At 64.7% G+C, this 17,609-nt stretch carries 17 protein-coding genes; 9 read left to right on the plus strand and 8 right to left on the minus strand.

Annotated elements, in window-relative coordinates; genetic code table 11:
- The first annotated feature begins 130 nt into the window (after positions 1-130).
- Positions 131-2,878 carry a DNA gyrase subunit A gene (gyrA, locus tag WHZ77_RS16305; protein ID WP_375314539.1) on the plus strand — a complete coding sequence of 916 codons (2,748 nt, stop codon included), beginning with the start codon at positions 131-133 and terminating at the stop codon, positions 2,876-2,878.
- 56 nt (positions 2,879-2,934) lie between these two features.
- On the opposite strand, the gene WHZ77_RS16310 is transcribed toward gyrA, so the two are convergent.
- Both WHZ77_RS16310 and WHZ77_RS16315 read right to left on the minus strand, forming a co-directional pair.
- Positions 2,935-4,788: a potassium transporter Kup gene (locus WHZ77_RS16310; RefSeq protein WP_375314540.1), complete on the minus strand. Its 1,854-nt coding sequence runs from the start codon at positions 4,786-4,788 to the stop codon at positions 2,935-2,937.
- Between the two features lie 179 nt (positions 4,789-4,967).
- The gene (locus tag WHZ77_RS16315; RefSeq protein ID WP_375314541.1) at positions 4,968-5,225 is read right to left on the minus strand and encodes a hypothetical protein; all 258 of its coding nucleotides are present in this window, start codon (positions 5,223-5,225) and stop codon (positions 4,968-4,970) included.
- A gap of 351 nt (positions 5,226-5,576) precedes the next feature.
- On the opposite strand from WHZ77_RS16315, the gene coaD reads away from it, so the two are divergent.
- From coaD to queA, 5 genes are all read left to right on the plus strand, one after another.
- The gene (gene coaD, locus WHZ77_RS16320; RefSeq protein ID WP_015685953.1) at positions 5,577-6,071 is read left to right on the plus strand and encodes a pantetheine-phosphate adenylyltransferase; all 495 of its coding nucleotides are present in this window, start codon (positions 5,577-5,579) and stop codon (positions 6,069-6,071) included.
- A gap of 41 nt (positions 6,072-6,112) precedes the next feature.
- A complete protein-coding gene (locus WHZ77_RS16325) occupies positions 6,113-6,676 on the plus strand; it encodes a peptidylprolyl isomerase (protein ID WP_143845551.1) in 564 nt (187 codons plus the stop codon).
- 8 nt (positions 6,677-6,684) lie between these two features.
- The gene (locus WHZ77_RS16330) at positions 6,685-7,110 is read left to right on the plus strand and encodes a hypothetical protein (RefSeq protein WP_375314542.1); all 426 of its coding nucleotides are present in this window, start codon (positions 6,685-6,687) and stop codon (positions 7,108-7,110) included.
- The gene (locus tag WHZ77_RS16335; RefSeq protein ID WP_071913717.1) at positions 7,107-7,571 is read left to right on the plus strand and encodes a peptidylprolyl isomerase; all 465 of its coding nucleotides are present in this window, start codon (positions 7,107-7,109) and stop codon (positions 7,569-7,571) included. The genes WHZ77_RS16330 and WHZ77_RS16335 overlap by 4 nt, the downstream gene beginning before the upstream one ends.
- Positions 7,572-7,682: 111 nt before the next feature.
- Positions 7,683-8,756: a tRNA preQ1(34) S-adenosylmethionine ribosyltransferase-isomerase QueA gene (queA, locus tag WHZ77_RS16340; protein WP_375314543.1), complete on the plus strand. Its 1,074-nt coding sequence runs from the start codon at positions 7,683-7,685 to the stop codon at positions 8,754-8,756.
- A 61-nt stretch (positions 8,757-8,817) separates the two neighbouring features.
- Here the strand turns inward: queA and WHZ77_RS16345 are convergent, their stop codons facing one another.
- The 4 genes from WHZ77_RS16345 to WHZ77_RS16360 form a co-directional block, all read right to left on the minus strand.
- Entirely contained in the window at positions 8,818-9,855 is a 1,038-nt protein-coding gene (locus WHZ77_RS16345; RefSeq protein ID WP_375314544.1) for an aspartate-semialdehyde dehydrogenase, read from the minus strand.
- A gap of 218 nt (positions 9,856-10,073) precedes the next feature.
- Positions 10,074-10,676, minus strand: coding sequence for a PepSY domain-containing protein (locus WHZ77_RS16350; protein ID WP_041748886.1), 603 nt, complete (start codon positions 10,674-10,676; stop codon positions 10,074-10,076).
- Between the two features lie 251 nt (positions 10,677-10,927).
- Entirely contained in the window at positions 10,928-11,674 is a 747-nt protein-coding gene (locus WHZ77_RS16355; RefSeq protein ID WP_375314545.1) for a TetR/AcrR family transcriptional regulator, read from the minus strand.
- 136 nt (positions 11,675-11,810) lie between these two features.
- On the minus strand, positions 11,811-12,950 hold the full coding sequence (locus WHZ77_RS16360; protein ID WP_375314546.1) for a patatin-like phospholipase family protein: 1,140 nt from the start codon (positions 12,948-12,950) through the stop codon (positions 11,811-11,813).
- A gap of 231 nt (positions 12,951-13,181) precedes the next feature.
- Here WHZ77_RS16360 and tgt point away from each other — a divergent pair, with 231 nt between their 5' ends.
- A complete protein-coding gene (gene tgt / locus WHZ77_RS16365) occupies positions 13,182-14,330 on the plus strand; it encodes a tRNA guanosine(34) transglycosylase Tgt (RefSeq protein ID WP_375314547.1) in 1,149 nt (382 codons plus the stop codon).
- A 13-nt stretch (positions 14,331-14,343) separates the two neighbouring features.
- Here tgt and WHZ77_RS16370 read toward each other — a convergent pair whose 3' ends face one another.
- Positions 14,344-14,562 carry a hypothetical protein gene (locus WHZ77_RS16370; protein ID WP_375314548.1) on the minus strand — a complete coding sequence of 73 codons (219 nt, stop codon included), beginning with the start codon at positions 14,560-14,562 and terminating at the stop codon, positions 14,344-14,346.
- A 224-nt stretch (positions 14,563-14,786) separates the two neighbouring features.
- On the opposite strand from WHZ77_RS16370, the gene cysK reads away from it, so the two are divergent.
- Together cysK and WHZ77_RS16380 are read left to right on the plus strand one after the other, a co-directional pair.
- A complete protein-coding gene (gene cysK / locus WHZ77_RS16375) occupies positions 14,787-15,764 on the plus strand; it encodes a cysteine synthase A (RefSeq protein ID WP_375314549.1) in 978 nt (325 codons plus the stop codon).
- A gap of 3 nt (positions 15,765-15,767) precedes the next feature.
- A complete protein-coding gene (locus WHZ77_RS16380; protein ID WP_375314550.1) occupies positions 15,768-16,010 on the plus strand; it encodes a BrnA antitoxin family protein in 243 nt (80 codons plus the stop codon).
- Positions 16,011-16,094: 84 nt separating this feature from the next.
- Here the strand turns inward: WHZ77_RS16380 and WHZ77_RS16385 are convergent, their stop codons facing one another.
- Positions 16,095-17,522, minus strand: coding sequence for a caspase family protein (locus WHZ77_RS16385; RefSeq protein ID WP_375314551.1), 1,428 nt, complete (start codon positions 17,520-17,522; stop codon positions 16,095-16,097).
- Between the last annotated feature and the right edge of the window lie 87 nt (positions 17,523-17,609).

Below are 17,609 nucleotides of genomic sequence, written 5' to 3' on the forward strand. Positions count from 1 at the left end.
CGTTGCTTGTAAGGCCTTAAGTCGTTGGAAAAATAAGCGGAAAAAGCGCTTCCCTTGACCCCCGCGAGGGTGGTTATCAGGGGGGCGATGCGCTATATGATTCCCAGATAAAACCTCACCGGATTCCCCCTTGGCTGACGACGACGACAAGCCCGGCGACCAGCCGGCGCAACCCTCGGATATTCGACCCGTCTCCATCTTCGAGGAGATGAAGAAGTCGTATCTCGACTACGCCATGAGCGTGATCGTGGCGCGGGCGCTGCCCGATGCCCGCGACGGCCTGAAGCCGGTGCACCGGCGCATCCTGTACTCGATGCACGAGCAGGGCCACACGCCCGACAAGAAGTACGTCAAATCCGCCCGCGTGGTCGGCGACGTCATCGGTAAGTATCATCCGCACGGCGACCAGTCGATCTACGACGCCATGGTCCGCATGGCGCAGGACTTCTCGATGCGGGTGCCGCTGATCGACGGTCAGGGCAATTTCGGCTCGGTCGACGGCGATCCCCCGGCCGCCTATCGTTACACCGAGGCGCGGCTGACCAAGTCGGCGCTGGCCCTGCTGGCCGATATCGACAAGGACACCGTCGACTTCCAGCCGAACTACGACAACAACGAGACCGAGCCGTCGGTTCTTCCGGCCAAGTTCCCGAACCTCCTGGTCAACGGCGCGGGCGGCATCGCGGTCGGCATGGCCACGAACATTCCGCCGCACAATCTCGGCGAAGTCATCGACGCCTGCGTGGCGCTGATCGACAATCCCGCGCTCACCGTCGACGAACTCATCAACATCGTGCCCGGACCGGATTTTCCGACCGGTGGCGTCATTCTCGGGCGCGCGGGCATCCGCGCCGCCTATCACCTCGGCCGTGGCTCGATCATGATGCGGGGGAAGGTCGCGATCGAGACCATCCGCAAGGAGCGCGAGGCGATCATCATCACCGAGATTCCCTACCAGGTGAACAAGGCGACGATGGTCGAGCGCATCGCCGAGCTGGTCAAGGAAAAGAAGATCGAGGGCATCGGCGACCTGCGCGATGAATCCGACCGCGACGGCTATCGCGTCGTGATCGAATTGAAGCGCGACGCCGTGCCGGACGTGGTGCTGAACCAGCTCTACCGGTTCACACCGCTGCAGACGAGCTTCGGCGTCAACATGGTGGCGCTCGACAGCGGCCGTCCGCGGATCATGCATCTGAAGGACCTGCTGGCGATCTTCGTCGACTTCCGTGAGCGGGTCGTCACGCGTCGCACCAAGTTCCTGCTCGCCAAGGCGCGCGATCGCGCCCATATCCTGGTCGGTCTCGCCATCGCGGTCGCCAATATCGACGAGATGATCCGCGTCATCCGGACCTCGCCCGATCCGACCACCGCCCGCGACACCCTGATGTCGCGCGACTGGCCGGCCCGGGACGTCGAGGACATGCTGACGCTGATCGACGATCCGCGCCATCGTATCAGCGAAAACGGCACGATCCGGCTGTCGATGGAACAGGCGAGGGCCATTCTGGACCTGCGCCTGCAGCGGCTCACCGCACTCGGCCGCGACGAAATCCGCGACGAGCTCGACAAGCTCGCCGGCGAGATCGCCGACTATCTCGACATTCTGCGCTCGCGCGAGCGCGTGCTTGAAATCATCAAGACCGAGCTTGCCGAGGTGAAGGCCGAGTTCGCCACGCCGCGCCGCACTGTCATCATCGAGCAGGAAGGCGAGGTCGAGGACGAGGACCTGATCCAGCGCGAGGACATGGTCGTCACCGTCTCCCACGCCGGCTACGTCAAGCGCGTCCCGCTGTCGGCCTACCGGGCCCAGCGCCGCGGCGGCAAGGGCCGCGCCGGCATGCAGACCCGCGACGAGGATTTCGTCAGCCGCCTGTTCGTGGCTTCCACGCACACGCCGGTGCTGTTCTTCTCGTCGCGCGGCCAGGTCTACAAGGAAAAGGTCTGGCGGCTGCCGATGGCCGCGCCGAACGCGCGCGGCAAGGCGCTGATCAACATCCTGCCGTTGGAGCAGGGCGAGCGCATCACCACCATCATGCCGCTGCCCGAGGATGAATCGACCTGGGGCAACCTCGACGTGATGTTCGCGACCACCGGCGGCAACGTCCGGCGCAACAAGCTGTCCGACTTCGTCGACGTCCGCCGCTCCGGCATCATCGCCATGAAGCTCGACGAGAACGAAGCGATCGTCGACGTTCAGATCTGCACCGAGCACGACGACGTGCTGCTCACCGGCGCCGGCGGCCAGTGCATCCGCTTCCCCGTCACCGACGTTCGTGTGTTCACCGGGCGCACCTCGATGGGTGTGCGCGGCATCGCGCTTGCCGAGGGCGACAAGGTGATCTCGCTCGCGATCCTGCGCCACGTCGAAACCACCTCGGACGAACGCTCTGCCTATTTGAAGATGCGCCGTGCGGTCGCCGGCGAAGCCGTGGCCGACGAGGCTGCGGTGGATGCCGAGGCCGAAGAGACGACCTCCGGCAGCTTCCAGCTTCCGCAGGAGCGCTACATCGAGATGTCGGCGGCCGAGCAGGTCGTGCTCACCGTCTCCGTCAACGGCTACGGCAAGCGGACCTCGTCCTACGAGTACCGCACCACGGGCCGCGGCGGCAAAGGCATCGTCGCCATGAGCGTCAACAACCGCAACGGCAACCTCGTTGCATCCTTCCCCGTGGAGGATGCCGATCAAATCATGCTGGTCACCGACAAAGGCCAGCTGATCCGCTGCCCGGTCGAAGGCATCCGCGTCGCCGGCCGCTCGACCCAGGGCGTGATCGTGTTCGACACCGCCGAGGACGAGCATGTGGTGTCGGTCGAGCACATCACCGAAGAGGCTGAGAGCGGGAACGGCGCCAATGGGGAGACGAGCGGGGAGTGATCATTCACCCCTCGCAGCCCGCAAGGCGCGAAGCGAAATCCGGGCTACGAATTTCCCTAAATCTCCAGCTCCGTCCCGAACTCCACCACCTGCTTGGTCGGCACGCCGAAGAACGCCGCGGAGCGTTCGGCGTTGCGCTGGAGGAATGCGAACACGCCTTCGCGCCAGACCCACATGCCCGGGACGTCCTCGCGCGGGATGATGGTCTCGCGGCCGACATAGTAGGTGACGTCGGAGAGGTCGAGGCCGGGCAGCTTGCCCTGGCGGCAGGTGAGCTTGAGCCCGTCATAGATCGTCGGGTTCTGCATGAAGCCGTAATGCAGGATCACGCGGGTGATGCCGGTGATGATCTCGATCACCTCGGCGCGCTCCTCGTCGGCAATGTGAGGAGCATCCTCGATCAGGACGGTGACGAGGACGATGCGTTCGTGCAGCACGCGGTTGTGCTTGACGAACTGCGTCAGGGTCAGCGGCACGCCGCGCGGCGCGGAGGCCAGGAACACGGCGGTCCCGGGCAGCCTTGCGCTGCACTTGTTGACCGCGGTCTCGATCAAATCCTCCTCGGGCTGGCGCAGCCGCGCCCGCGCGGCCTCGACCAGCTTCACGCCGGCCCGCCAGGTCAACATCAGGAAGGCGACGAGCGCGGCGAGCAGCAGCGGAAACCAGCCGCCCTCGAACAGCTTGATCGAGTTGGCCGAGAAGAAGATCATGTCGATCACGAAGAAGAATCCGTTCACGGCGACGACGAGCCAGGGCGAAAAACCCCACTGGATCGCGAGCAGCGCGGCCAGCAGCGTGGTGATCGCCATCAGCAGCGACACAGCGATGCCGTAGGCGCCGGCGAGCGCGTCCGAGGTGCCGAAGCTCAGCACCGCACCAAGTGTTGCGGCGGCGAGCAACCAGTTCACCAGCGGCACGTAGATCTGGCCGATGGCGTCGCTCTGGGTGTGGCGGATCTGCATGCGCGGCAGGAAGCCGAGCTGGATCGACTGCTGGGTCAGCGAGAACACGCCGGAAATGATCGCCTGCGAGGCGATCACGGTCGCGACCGCGGAAAAGGCGACCAGCGGATAGTGCAGGGCGTCGGGGCAGAGCTGGAAGAACGGATTCTCGATCATGGTCGGATCGGTGATCAGCAGCGCGGCCTGCCCGAAATAGTTCAGCACCAGCGCCGGCAGGCAGATTGCGAACCAGGCGAGCCGGATCGGGAAGCGGCCGAAATGCCCCATGTCGGCATACATGGCCTCGCCGCCGGTCACCGCCAGAAACGCCGCGCCGAGGATGGCGAAGGAGACGTGGAAATCCTGGTGGATCAGGAACTCGAAGGCATAGAGCGGGCTGAGCGCGGCCAGCACCGCCGGGGCCTTGACGATACCGTGGATGCCGAGCGCGGCGAGCACGACGAACCAGGCCAGCATCACCGGGCCGAAGATGCGGCCGATGAATCCGGTTCCCTGCTTCTGCATTATGAACAGCCCGATCAGGATGACGACCGTGACGGGTACGACTAGTGGTGCAAGCGAGGGGGCATCGACCTTGAGGCCTTCGATCGCGCTGAGCACGGAGATCGCCGGCGTGATCGCGCCGTCGCCATAGAGCAGCGCGGCGCCGATCAGGCCCACCACCAGCAGATGGGCTCGCCAGGTGCCGGGTTGGGCGTGGCGGGCATGCAGCAGCGCCAGCAGCGCGACGATGCCGCCTTCGCCGCGATTGTCCGCGCGCAGGATCAGCAGCGCATATTTGAACGAGATGATGAGCAACAGCGCCCACAGGATCAGCGAGGCAATCCCCAGAACAGCGTCGTGGCTCAATGTGCCGCCATGAGCGGCCGCCTTGGCGGCTTCCTTCAGGGCGTAGAGGGGGCTGGTGCCGATATCGCCATAGACCACCCCGAGGGCGCCCATGGTCATTGCTATCGGGAGGGGGGCCGGACGATGGCCGGAAGCGACCGCGGGCGTGCTGGACAAGTGCAACCCCTCAATGGGATCGCGCCCGGCGGGTCATTCCGACGGGCGCGAGCATCAGGCAGTCTGCGACGGGACGTCGCAAATATCCATGGGATTTATGTGACGCGAAGCTGACAGCCCGCCTACGGCGTGCGGTCGGCCGTCACCAGGCGCGCCTCGCGAATGTTGGCCTTGGTGCCGGCGCGGCGCAGGCACGAGGCTTCGAAGTTCGGCCATGCCTGCTGCGAGCAGTCCTTGCCGATGTTGCGGATATCGAGCCGGTCGCCCTTGGCGAGCGGCTGCGGGACGCTCGCTTCGACTGATGGAGCGAAGCCGGGAAGGACGGTGAGGGCAGCAGCCACAAAAGCGGCGATCGCAATCGCTGAAAGGGTCTTGATCATCGACGGTCCCCTGTGATGCGGCCGCTACGCCCAGTGTGCGGCCCGTCATTCGTTGAGCATGAGAGACAATTCGATTTATGCCGTTTTCGAGCAAGCTAAGTCGTTGATTTGACTCACATCGAAATCGCAGAAAGTCGAAAGATTCACATCCTCGTTGGGTGGATTAGTAACCATGGCCAGTTTCCGGACGTCTTCGCGGAGGCGGGAAATGGTTTCGTTCGCGCTCCGTTTTGTTTCGCGGCCGCCCTCAGGACGAAACAATCGGCGCGATTCAGACACGACCTGGCGGAATGACTGGGCGGGAAACCGGTCCGGCTTGCCGGGCCGGGCGGGGCGCGGTAGGACGGGGCCATGCCGCGCATTGCCTTCTATCCAGGTTCCTTCGACCCCATCACCAACGGCCATCTGGACGTGGTCCGGCACAGTGTTCCCCTGTGCGACCGGCTGGTGGTCGCCATCGGGGTCCATCCCGGCAAGAAGCCGCTGTTCACGACCGAGGAGCGGCTCAAGATGCTGCACGAGGTCTGCGGGCCGGTGGCCGCTGCAGCCGGCTGCGTGCTGGAAGCCGTGACCTTCGACGATCTCGCGGTCACTGCCGCCCGCACGCACGGCGCCACCATCATGATTCGTGGCCTGCGCGACGGCACCGATCTCGACTACGAAATGCAACTCGCCGGCATGAACGGGACCATGGCGCCCGAGGTGCACACGGTGTTCCTGCCGGCCTCTCCGGCGGTCCGCCCGATCACCGCCACTTTGGTGCGTCAGATCGCCGGCATGGGGGGCGACGTCTCGGCCTTCGTACCGCCGCTCGTCGCGGCACAGCTCAAGGCAAAATTCGCCTGATAACGGCGCGTTTCCTCTTTCATCTCTGATCCGGAGTTCTCATGATCCGAATTTTCGCAGTTCTTGCGGCGCTTGTATTCGCGGTGCCGGCGGTGGCGCAGCAATTGCCGGCCAACCTCGACAAGGCGAACGCCATCGTCATCGACACCACCAAGGGCCGCATCGTCATCAAGCTGCGGCCCGACCTCGCGCCCCAGCACGCCGAGCGCATCAAGCAGCTCGCGCGCGAGGGCTATTACAACAACGTTCCGTTCCACCGCGTCATGGACGGCTTCATGGCGCAGACCGGGGACGGCCAGAATTTCAACGGCACCGGTGGTTCTAAATATCCGAACTTGAAGCAGGAGTTCTCAAAGGTGCATTTCGCACGCGGCATCGTCGGCATGGCCCGGCGCGGCGACAGCGTCGACACCGCCAACTCGCAGTTCTTCATCATGTTCGCCGACGGCGGCAGCCTGGATAACCAGTACACCGTGATCGGCGAAGTCGTGCAGGGCATGGACGTCGTCGACAAGCTGAAGAAGGCGCCGCCCGGCTCACCCAGCGGCAGCGTCACCGACCCCGACAAAATGGTGAAGGTGCAGGTCGCCTCCGACATCAAATAGGGTGGGAGATGGCGCGTTGCGGCAACAGGCTTCTGCTGGTCGCCGCGATGCTGCTGATGGCTGCCTCCGGCGCGGCCGCCGGGGACGGGCAGGTCGATACCATCCAGGACATCTTCCGGCATTTGCGCACCTGCTGGAGGCCGCCGCCGCCGGCCAGGGCGCGCCCACTCGACATCACCGTCGTCGTGAGCTTTAACCGGTCCGGAAATATTCTGGGCCATCCGAGGATTTCCTATGAATCCGCGGAGGCCTCCGACAATGACCGGCTGCAATACCGGATCGCGGTGATGGAGGCGTTGCAACGCTGCACGCCAATGCCATTTACCGATGCAATGGCCGGCGCCGCCGCGGGACGTCCATTCGCGATCCAGTTCCGTAGCCGCAGAACGTCACCTGACAAGACTTCACCTCCAACGCAAGAGAGACGAGCATGAGCGTCACCGAAAACACCTTGATCCTCGAGACCACCCAGGGCCCCGTCACCATCGAGATGCGTCCCGACCTCGCGCCCGGCCATGTCGCGCGCATCAAGGAACTGGTCCGCGAAGGTTTTTACGACGGCATCGTGTTCCACCGCGTGATCGAAGGCTTCATGGCGCAGACCGGCTGTCCGCAGGGCACCGGCACAGGCGGCTCCGGCAAGAAGCTGAAGGCCGAGTTCAACAAGGAACCGCATGTGCGCGGCACCACTTCGATGGCCCGTGCCGCCAGTCCCGATTCCGGCGATAGCCAGTTCTTCATCGTCTTCGACGACGCCCGCTTCCTCGACAACCAGTACACGGTGTGGGGCAAGGTCACCGAGGGCATGGAGAATGTCGACAAGATCAAGCGCGGCGAGCCGGTGCAGAACCCCGACAAGATCGTCAAGGCGCGGATGGCTGCCGACGCGGAGTGATCTCGTAGCAGTCATTCCGGGGCGATGCGCAGCATCGAACCGGGAATCTCGAGATTCCGGGTTCGCGCTTTGCGCGCGCCGGAATGACGCCAATTGAGGCGCAGCGGCGTAATGCGCACCGATCTCTTCAACTTTGAGCTGCCTGCCGAGCGCATCGCGTTGCGCCCGGCAAGCCCGCGCGACTCCGCGAAGATGCTGGTCGTGGAGGGCGGCGCGCTGCGTGACCAGATCATCGCCGACCTGCCGCAATGGCTGAAGCCCGGCGACCAGCTCGTCGTCAACGACACCAAGGTGATCGCGGCGCAGCTCAAGGGCCGCCGCATCGGGCGCGAGACCGAGCCGAGGATCGAGGCGACCCTGATCAAGCGCCTCGACGGCTCGCGCTGGCAGGCGCTGGTGAAGCCGGCGAAGAAGCTCACCCCCGGCGACCGCATCCGCTTCGGCAATGAAGGCAAAGTCTGCCTGCTCGGCCATCTCGACGCCGAGGTCGAGGCCAAGGGCGTGGAGGGCGAGGTGACACTGTCATTCTCGTTCCATGGGCCTGCGCTCGACCAGGCGATCGCCGATCTCGGCAGTCCGCCGCTACCGCCCTACATCGCCTCCAAGCGCACGCCCGACGATCAGGACCTCGCCGACTACCAGACCATGTTCGCCGCGAACGAAGGCGCGGTCGCTGCTCCGACCGCCGGCCTGCATTTCACCCCGGCGCTGGAGCAGGCGCTGCGCGAACGCGGCATCGGCATCAACCGCGTGACGCTGCATGTCGGGGCAGGGACGTTCCTCCCCGTGAAGGTGGACGACACCGAAGGCCACAAGATGCACGCCGAGTGGGGCACGATCTCGGCCGAGACCGCGGAGAAGCTCAACACCGCGCGGAAGAATGGCGGCCGCATCATCGCCGTCGGCACCACATCATTGCGGCTGCTTGAAAGCGCTGCCAGCGAGGACGGCGCCATCCAGCCGTTCATGGCCGAGACCTCGATCTTCATCACCCCCGGCTATCGCTTTCGCGCCGTCGATATCCTGCTGACCAATTTCCACCTGCCGAAGTCGACGCTGTTCATGCTGGTGTCGGCGTTCTCCGGGCTCGAGACGATGCAGCAGGCGTATGCGCACGCGATCGCGAGCGGGTATCGGTTTTATTCGTATGGGGATGCGTGTTTGCTGTTTCGGGCAGCGCCGTAGGGTGGGTTAGCCGTAAGGCGTAACCCACCTCTTTTGTTTCTGCGGCGAAAGAAGTGGTGGGTTACGCCATCACTCGCTGCGGCAACAGCTCCGCGATCTGCACCGCATTCAGCGCCGCGCCCTTGAGCAGCTGATCCGCCGCCACGAACATCGAGATCGAATGTCCACTGGGATCGCTGAGGTCCTTGCGGATGCGGCCGACCAGGACGTCGTCCTGGCCCGAAGCGTCGATCGGCATCGGGAAGTAGTTCTTCACGCGGTCGTCGATCACCTTCACGCCGGGGGCCTGCGCCATGATGGCGCGGACCTGGTCCTCGGTGATCGGCTTCTCGCATTCGAAGGTGATGGCCTCGCAATGGGCGCGCAGAACCGGCACGCGGACGCAGGTCACGCCGATGGCGATCCTGTCGTCCTCGAAGATCTTGCGGGTCTCCTTGATGACCTTGGTCTCTTCGTCGTTGTAGCCGGTGTCGGGATCGACCGCGGTGTTGTGATTGAAGAGATTGAAGGCGTAGGGGTGCGGCATCACCTTGGGCGTATAGACCTGCCCGTTGAGGCTGGCGCGGGTGGACTCGACGAGCTCGTCCATCGCGGCGGCGCCGGCGCCGCTTGCCGCCTGATAGGTCGAGATGATCACGCGCTTGATGCGGTTCTTCTGGTGGATCGGCCACAGCGGCACCAGCGCGGTGATCGCGGCACAGTTCGGGTTCGCAATGATGCCCTTGTGGTCGCGGATGCGGTTGGCGTTGATCTCGGGGATCACCAGCGGCACGTTCGGGTCCATGCGGAAGGCGGAGGAGTTGTCGACCACGACCGCGCCGGCCTTGACCGCGAGCGGCGCGTACTTCCTGGAGATGGTGCCGCCGGCGGAGAACAGCGCGATGTCGACGCCGTCGAAGGCGCGCTCGGTCAGCTCCTCGATGACGACGTCCTTGCCGCGGAACGATACCGTCTTGCCGGCCGAGCGGGCGCTTGCGAGCGCCTTGAGCTTGCCGACGCGAAAGCCGCGCTTGTCCATGGTGGCGATGAATTCGGCGCCCACCGCACCGGTGACGCCGACAATCGCGACGACGGGATCGTTACTCACTTTGTCCTCCATTGAATTGCGATTTAGACAACAAAAAAGCCCCGGACCATCATGGGCGGGGCTTCGGTAGAGCTGATTGCGTTTTAGTCGACGACTACAAGCGCACGCCTCCCCGGGCCCCGAAGGCCGTGGTGGTTTTGGTCGTGCGTTTGGTGGTCGTGAACATGGCGGCGACTTATGCGGGAGAGTCTGGCGCCCGTCAATGCTTTTCGGCGGGATTGTGGCCGGCGCTATTTGCCCCGAGCGCCCGGCGGCTCCAGGATGACCTCCTTGAGGTCATCGCCGCTGATGACGACGATCGAAAAATTCAGCCGGCCGCCTTCACGCACCAGCCCGCCACTGATCGCCTTGCCCGAAGCCGCGCGCTCGGCGACATGCACCGCATCCGCGAGACGGTGCCTGATCGCACCGAGCGCTGCGAGGTTGCTGCGATCGTCGAGGTCGAGCTCGGTGAGGGGGAGGGCGGCCTCGCCGCCGATGAGCTCGCCGGTCGTGGCGTTGATGGTGTGGCGCCAGATCCGGTCGTTGTGCAGGGTCTTCACCCGGTAGACCGGCACGCCGGAGCCTCCGTCAAAACTGACATCCGCCGTCGTGGCGCCGGCGTGACGGGCTTCCGCAATCGCCATGGCTTGGCTGATCGAAATCGACGAGCTGCGGAATCGTTCGATTTCGCGGCTGACCGCCTGGCGGTCCGCCTCGGCATCACCATCTGTGTTGCCGTGAAGCGCGGTCGGCGTGCCCGCGGTCACGACCGCCTGTGCGGGCGGTGCGAGGAGTAGCGCTGGCAAGGCGATCGCGAGCAGTCGCGAAGTCCATCGTTTTGCTGTCGTCATGCGCGAAACCCTCGGCCAGCGAGTGTGCCGGATGATCGTAAAGAATTCGCGGCCGACCTTGGGCATCGGCCGGCCGCGGAGCGTCGTGGCGGGCTGTACCCGTCGCGGCGGTCTTAGCGGTCCGGACCACCTTGGGGCTGGTGAAAAAAACGGTCCGTATCGCTTATAACTAAACCATACCGTATCGTTTTATTTTGGTCAATGCCGCAGGCGTGTCCCTGTGGGGGACAGGCCGCAATCTCACGGAATTGTCAGCGGGAGGGACGGCGCCGCGGAGCGGCTTTGGCGGCATCCTTGACGCGGCCGGCCGGTCCCAGCGCGCCGGCCAGGAATAGCTTGATCGCGACGCGCATCCGCTTCTCGGCGGGTTTTATTTCCATCGGTGTTCCGAACGTCGCCAAGCGGTGGGTGTGGCCAACGACGACGTCGAGAAACACCTCGGCGGCTATGGTGGTGTCTTCGACGTCGAGGGCGCCTTGGGCCGCCAGATGATCGAAGAAGCGCGCGGTCGTGGCGACGGCCTTGAGCCAGCCTTCTTCCTTGCCGAGCTTGGCGATGTCAGGGAAATTGATGGCTTGTGACGTCATCATGCGGCTGAAGGCCATGGCGTCCGGCCCGCAGGTGAATGTCAGCATTTCCCGCCCGATCTCGACCAACCGCTGCTCGACGGAGATGTCGGACGAACTGCCGAGCTGCGTCTCGGCCGCCGCCGACAGCGGGGCAAGCCATCGCGCGATTTCGCGCCTCAGCACCGCCGTGAACAGGCCGCGCTTGTCGCCATAACGGGAGTAGACGGTCGGCTTGCTCACGCGCGCAGCTTCGGCGACCGCATCCAGCGAGGTGGCGTCAAAGCCGCGATCCAGGAACAGGCGGGTGGCGACCTCGATCAGCCGCTGGTCGCGCTCGATGGCGGCGCTTTTCGTTGGCCGTCCGCCGCGCGATTTCGGCACGTCGCGCCGTGACGCTGCCGGTCTTGTCCTGGTCGCAGCCAATCCCATGCCCAATGATTCCTGCGGGGTCGTAACAATGGTCATTCGCTCTATAACGCGCAGGAACGGGGGCGTCATCGCGAATCTGGCCGAATTGGCCGTATCGTCAACGGTCTTGAAAGGACGTCGTTCCGGCGTGTGAGTCCTAGGGGAGCGTCGACGTCCAGGCCTGTCCTGCCGCCGCTTTCTCATAACCGTACTGATACAGCGCCCGCATATAGGGGGTGTCGAAGCCTTCCGAGGGCGGCGCGGGATAATCGCGCGCGATGTAGGAGAGATGGAAGCCCAGATTGTTGCGCTTCGCGAAGTCATAGGTCGAGAAGATGATGGACCGCGTCTGCGACTGGGTGATCGACGACAGGCTGCGTGAGGCGACGTCAATGGTGCTGTTGGAGACCAGCTCGAAGTTGCGTTCGATCTTCTTGTTGACGAGAATGTAGATGTCCATCTTCGCGTTGCCGGGCAGACGTCCCTGGAAGAGCAGGGCCTCCGGCAGCGTCAGCACCGGCGCCGTCACGCCGCCGTCGACGTGCATCTCCTGAAATCTGCGCCCCTGGCCCTCGGCTTCGATCAGGATAGGCGGAAACACCAGCGGGATGCTGGCGGAGGCTGCCATCACGTCGCGAAACAGTTTGAGCGCCTCGGGCGTGCCCACGGCGGCGATCTTGCCCATGTCCCAGATGGCGGTTCGCTGGGTGTCGAGATCGGTCGTTACGATCAGCAGCCGTCGGCCCTTGGCGTTTTCGCGCGCGACCTGCTCGAGGATCTCCGGCCCGACATAGCGCGCCACCAATTCGCGCAGCCGTTTATTGCCGAACAGGCCGGAGCTGAACAGCACGCGCATGATGCTGGGATCGTTCAGCAGGCTTTCGGCGATGCCGCTGGTGTAGACCTCCCTCAACGTGTCGTCGTATTGCGATCCAAGAAACGCAAAGGGCGCGATCAGGCCGCCGGTGCTCACGCCGGACACGACCGAAAAGGCCGGGCGAGTGCCGGCCGCGCTCCAGCCGTTCAGCACGCCCACGCCATAGGCGCCATCCGCGCCGCCGCCAGAGAGCGCCAGATAGCTCCTGGTCAGGGGGAAGCTGAATTTCGTGACGGGGTCGTCGGTGTAGCGGCGCAAGCCGTCGATATCGAGCACGCGCGACGTGGTGGCGTTGGCGGCCGTATAGGGCGTGCGGGGCAGGGAGGTGCAGGCGGAGAGCGCCAGGCTGCAGGTCAGCACCAGAGATCCGATCAGGCGGGCACCTGTCTGCCTTGTCTGGCCACGCGAGGGGACGGACATTTCGGTCGAACATGAAGCGGAGGGCATCGTCGGTGGCTGGCGATCACGCATTTGCAGCCGCCGGCAAAATCTGCCGCAGCATCCCGTCCAGCCCCAAGAAAAAACTACACTGTATCGTTTTATTTTGCAAGCCGCGGCGCCATCAAGTCCGCGTCAAATGTGTCCCACTCTGATGCATCGCGCGGCCAGAGCGGGTTGATCGGCCTCGCCTGACACGCAATAAGCACGGCCATGAATCTGCCCAACAACAATCTGCCTAATCATTTCGAACTGCTCACGACCGATGGCGCCGCCCGCACCGGTCGCCTGACCACGCCCCACGGCGTGGTGCGGACGCCAGCCTTCATGCCGGTCGGAACCGCCGGCGCCATGAAGGGCATGCACTGGCGCGAGGTGCGCGATGCCGGAGCCGATATCGTGCTCGGCAACACCTATCACCTGATGCTGCGTCCGGGCGCCGAGCGGATCGCCGCGCTCGGCGGCTTGCAGAAGTTCACCGGCTGGAACGGTCCGATGCTGACGGATTCCGGCGGCTTCCAGGTGATGTCGCTGTCGGACCTGCGCAAGGTGACCGAGCACGCCGTTACTTTCCGCTCGCATATCGACGGTGCCAAGGTGGAGCTGTCGCCGGAGCGCTCGATCGAGGTGCAGCGCTTCCTCGGCTCCGACATTGCCATGCAGATGGACGAATGCGTGCGGTTGCCGGCCGAGCGCGACGACATCGACCGCGCGATGCAATTGTCGCTGCGCTGGGCCGAGCGAAGCAAGCGCGCCTTCGAGAGCGCGCCTGAGGGTTACATGCTGTTCGGCATCGTGCAGGGCGGCGATATCCCGCAGCTCCGTCATGCCAGCGCCGAAGGCCTCACTGCGATCGGCTTCCACGGCTACGCGATCGGCGGTCTCGCCGTCGGCGAGCCGCAGGCCGTGATGCTGGCGATGATCGACGAGACCGCGCCGGCACTCCCGGCCGACCGGCCGCGCTACCTGATGGGCGTCGGCACGCCGGACGATATTCTCGAAGCGGTCAAGCGCGGCATCGACATGTTCGATTGCGTGATGCCGACGCGCAACGGCCGCCATGGCGTAGCCTTCACCCGTTTCGGTCAGGTGAATTTGCGCAATGCGCGCCATGCCGACGATCCGCGTCCGCTTGACGAGGAGAGTTCGTGGCCGTCGGCGCGCAGCTACGCACGCGCCTATCTTCATCATCTCGTCAAGGCCGGCGAGACGCTCGGGGCGATGCTGCTGTCGGAAATCAATATCGCCTACTACCAGTTCCTGATGCAGGGCATCAGGAACGCGATCGCACGCGGAACGTTCGAGGAGTTCTACCAGCGTACGCGCGAGGACTGGGCGCGGGGCGATATCGCCCCGCGCTGAAGCGTGGTGGGCGTCAGTTGCAGACGATCCGCTGCTTGACGGCGTGTTTGGTCACGAAGCCATAACCGCAATTGTCGCAGGTCCAGAGATAGCTGATCACGTGGTCCGAGACGTAGGCGGAGGCTTCTGCAGCGACCATGGAGTCGGCGCAGACGGGACAGGTAGGCAACTCGCTGCAGCGCGGATCACGCCTTTGCACTACGGTCGACAGCACTTCAGCAATTGCTGACATCGTGGTGACCTCCCTGCTTCAAAAACAGAGTTTAACATAAGCAGAATCAGTTGACGAGGTCGCAACACAAATGCGTTGGTTTTCTGCTAATTTCAGTTCACGTGATTTTGCGACGCAGCGTATTTAACATGTGCCGCATTGTCGCTTGCGTGTCGCCGCAAGCTGTCCGTAACTGCGGGAAGAGCTTCGATCAAAGCGCAAACTGTCGTCACAGGGAGTTCATCATGGACGCATCGTCCACCACGGGTGCAGCGCACCAACCCGGCCGTGGCCGGATCTACGACTCGATTGTCGAGGCTTTCGGCGACACCCCGATCGTGCGCTTGCGACGGCTGCCAGGCGCGCACGGCGTCAACGCGACCATTTTGGCAAAACTTGAATATTTCAATCCGGCCGCGAGCGTGAAGGACCGCATCGGCGCGGCCATGATCATCGCGATGGAGAAGGCCGGTGTCGTCAAGCCGGACACCGTGCTGATCGAGCCGACCTCCGGCAATACCGGCATTGCGCTCGCCTTCGTCGCGGCGTCACGCGGTTACCGGCTGAAGCTGGTGATGCCGGAATCGATGTCGATCGAGCGGCGCAAGATGCTCGCCTTTCTCGGCGCCGAGCTGGTGCTGACGCCTGCCGCGCAGGGCATGAAGGGCGCGATCGCGACGGCCGAGGAGCTGTTGAAGACGACGCCGAACTCGGTGATGCCGCAGCAGTTCAAGAACCTCGCCAATCCGGAGATCCACCGCCGCACCACCGCGGAGGAGATCTGGAACGATACCGGCGGCAACATCGATTACTTCGTCGCCGGCGTCGGCACCGGCGGCACCATCACCGGGGTCGGCCAGGTGCTGAAGCCGCGCAAGGCTTCGCTGCGCGTCGTCGCGGTCGAGCCGGAGGAGAGTCCCGTGCTGTCGGGCGGCCAGCACACGCCGCACAAGATCCAGGGCATCGGCGCCGGCTTCGTGCCCGACATTCTCGACCGCTCGGTGATCGACGAGATCGTGAAGGTCAGCTCGACGATGGCGATCGAGACCTCGCGCGCGCTGGCGCGGCATGAGGGCATTCCGGGCGGGATCTCCTCGGGCGCGGCGATCGCGGCGGCGCTCCAGATCGGCAAGCGGCCGGAAGCTGCGGGAAAAACCATCCTGGCTATAGTGCCATCCTTTTCCGAGCGGTATCTTTCGACGGCTCTGTTTGAGGGAATCTAGGACATGGCGGATCAACCCCCGAGGCGACCGCGCACGCTGGGCGATGCCAGGACCGAGGCCGAGGCGGCATTCAAGAAGGTGACGGCCAAGGTCGTCGTCGCGCCGCCGAAGCCGAACGTGGCGCCGGGGATCAAGGAACAGGTCAGCCTGCGGATCGACCAGGACGTGCTGGAGTTCTTTAGGGAGGGCGGACCCGGCTGGCAGGACCGTATCAACGAGGCGTTGCGCAAGGCTGCGGGGAAGTAGGCTTTCGGCCCCACGGTGAGCGCGACCAACGAAAACGAAAAGCCCGGCGCGAGCCGGGCTTTTGCATGCTGTATCCTGCCTGCCTCAGCGGCGGAACATGCCGCCCATCATGCCGCCGACGACGCCGCCGACAAAGGCCGCGCCGGCATCGCCGCCGCCACCGCTGTTGCGATGCTGGGCCGGTGCCGGTGCGCTCTGGGCCTGGGCCGGAGCACGCCGCGCCGGCTTCGGGCTGTCGTCGCTCGCGGTGGCCGGGGCCGCCACGATCTCGGAGAGCAGGGCCTTGTGCTGGAGCTTGTTGAGGTAGCCGGTCGACGGATAGCCGCGGGCGGCCTGCCAGCGCTTCAGAACCGTGCGGGTGTCGTCGCTGAATACGCCGGTCACCTTGGTGTCGAAGCCGAGCCCGGTCAGGCGGCGCTGCACGTCGCGGCGCTGGCCCTTGTCAAGGCCGATCTGGTCCTCGGTGAGCTGGGTCGAGTCATCGGTGAAGGTCGCCGGATCGATACCGGAGTTGAGGTTGCGGGTGGCCGTGGACGGGCCGCTCTTGATCGCCGCGAGCCGCGCCAGGGCCAGCGCCTTGAACTGGCCGTTCGGATAGGCCGAGAGATAGGCGTTGAGCTCTTCCGGCTTGTTGGATTCCTTGACCGAGCGCCAGTACTCGAGCTCGACGCCGTCAGAGCTGCCGGCCGCTGCCGGCACTACGCCGGAAGCGGTCGGCGCCGCGTTGGCCACCTGTGTCTGCTGCGAAGGGTTGAGATAGACCGCGCCGATCAGGTTGGTGTGGCCCCAGGGAAGCTGGCCCTTGCGGGTCTCTTCGTTGACCTGGGCGCGCACCGACGTCATCGCCTGCTGGATCTCGACGCCGGGCTTGGTGATGTTGTCGATCAGCGCGCGGGTGAAGGGGCTGTTGTTGCCCTCCTGACCGTCGAGCGCGGTCTGGCCCGGCCCGGTGGCGAACGCGATCAGTGTGCCTTCGCCGGACTTCATCTCGGCAAGGCCGCTCTGCACGTTGACGCTGCGGGTGGCGGAGTTCGACTTGATCTTGGCGGCGAACGGATTGTCGCGGCAGGCATCGAGGAAGACGAGCTTGACCTTGGCATCCCCCATGGTCTGCTCGAGCGTCAGGTCGATGTTGATGGCTGCGCCGAGCTTGACGTCCATCTCCGACTTGATGTCGGCATCGACTGGCAGGAGATAGTTGCTGCCGCTGACGGCGATGCCGTGGCCGGCGTAATAGAACACGGCGACGTCGGAGCCCTGCGCCTTGCGGCCGAAATCCAGCAGCTTCTCGGTCATCTGGTCGCGGGTGAGGTTGGATCCTTCGATCACCTCAAAGCCGACATTGCGCAGCGTCGACGCCATCGCCTTGGCGTCGATCGGCGGGTTCGGCAATTGCGCGACGTTCTTGTAGGAGCCGTTGCCGACGACGAAAGCGACGCGGCGGTCGGCCTTCGCGGCGCTGACCGACAGCGCCATGCACATCAGCGAAGCGAGGAGGGTGAGATAGCGCATCTGAAATCCCCAGAATCGAATTGCAGGCAGCAACAAATTGGCAACGAACTTACACGACACGCCCGGTTTCGCGCTAGCGAAACGACA

The sequence above is a fragment of the Bradyrhizobium sp. A5 genome (assembly GCF_042076515.1).
Taxonomy (GTDB): domain Bacteria; phylum Pseudomonadota; class Alphaproteobacteria; order Rhizobiales; family Xanthobacteraceae; genus Bradyrhizobium; species Bradyrhizobium cosmicum.

Excerpts from the sequence above, each read along its gene's own strand:
- WHZ77_RS16370 (WP_375314548.1), bottom strand. The coding sequence starts at position 14,562 with ATGTCAGCAATTGCTGAAGTGCTGTCGACCGTAGTGCAAAGGCGTGAT.
- cysK (WP_375314549.1), top strand. The coding sequence starts at position 14,787 with ATGGACGCATCGTCCACCACGGGTGCAGCGCACCAACCCGGCCGTGGC.
- queA (WP_375314543.1), top strand. The coding sequence starts at position 7,683 with ATGCGCACCGATCTCTTCAACTTTGAGCTGCCTGCCGAGCGCATCGCG.
- WHZ77_RS16360 (WP_375314546.1), bottom strand. The coding sequence starts at position 12,950 with ATGTCCGTCCCCTCGCGTGGCCAGACAAGGCAGACAGGTGCCCGCCTG.
- WHZ77_RS16350 (WP_041748886.1), bottom strand. The coding sequence starts at position 10,676 with ATGACGACAGCAAAACGATGGACTTCGCGACTGCTCGCGATCGCCTTG.
- WHZ77_RS16325 (WP_143845551.1), top strand. The coding sequence starts at position 6,113 with ATGATCCGAATTTTCGCAGTTCTTGCGGCGCTTGTATTCGCGGTGCCG.
- WHZ77_RS16330 (WP_375314542.1), top strand. The coding sequence starts at position 6,685 with ATGGCGCGTTGCGGCAACAGGCTTCTGCTGGTCGCCGCGATGCTGCTG.
- coaD (WP_015685953.1), top strand. The coding sequence starts at position 5,577 with ATGCCGCGCATTGCCTTCTATCCAGGTTCCTTCGACCCCATCACCAAC.
- WHZ77_RS16315 (WP_375314541.1), bottom strand. The coding sequence starts at position 5,225 with ATGATCAAGACCCTTTCAGCGATTGCGATCGCCGCTTTTGTGGCTGCT.
- tgt (WP_375314547.1), top strand. The coding sequence starts at position 13,182 with ATGAATCTGCCCAACAACAATCTGCCTAATCATTTCGAACTGCTCACG.
- WHZ77_RS16380 (WP_375314550.1), top strand. The coding sequence starts at position 15,768 with ATGGCGGATCAACCCCCGAGGCGACCGCGCACGCTGGGCGATGCCAGG.
- WHZ77_RS16385 (WP_375314551.1), bottom strand. The coding sequence starts at position 17,522 with ATGCGCTATCTCACCCTCCTCGCTTCGCTGATGTGCATGGCGCTGTCG.
- WHZ77_RS16310 (WP_375314540.1), bottom strand. The coding sequence starts at position 4,788 with ATGACCATGGGCGCCCTCGGGGTGGTCTATGGCGATATCGGCACCAGC.
- WHZ77_RS16345 (WP_375314544.1), bottom strand. The coding sequence starts at position 9,855 with ATGGAGGACAAAGTGAGTAACGATCCCGTCGTCGCGATTGTCGGCGTC.
- WHZ77_RS16355 (WP_375314545.1), bottom strand. The coding sequence starts at position 11,674 with ATGGGATTGGCTGCGACCAGGACAAGACCGGCAGCGTCACGGCGCGAC.
- WHZ77_RS16335 (WP_071913717.1), top strand. The coding sequence starts at position 7,107 with ATGAGCGTCACCGAAAACACCTTGATCCTCGAGACCACCCAGGGCCCC.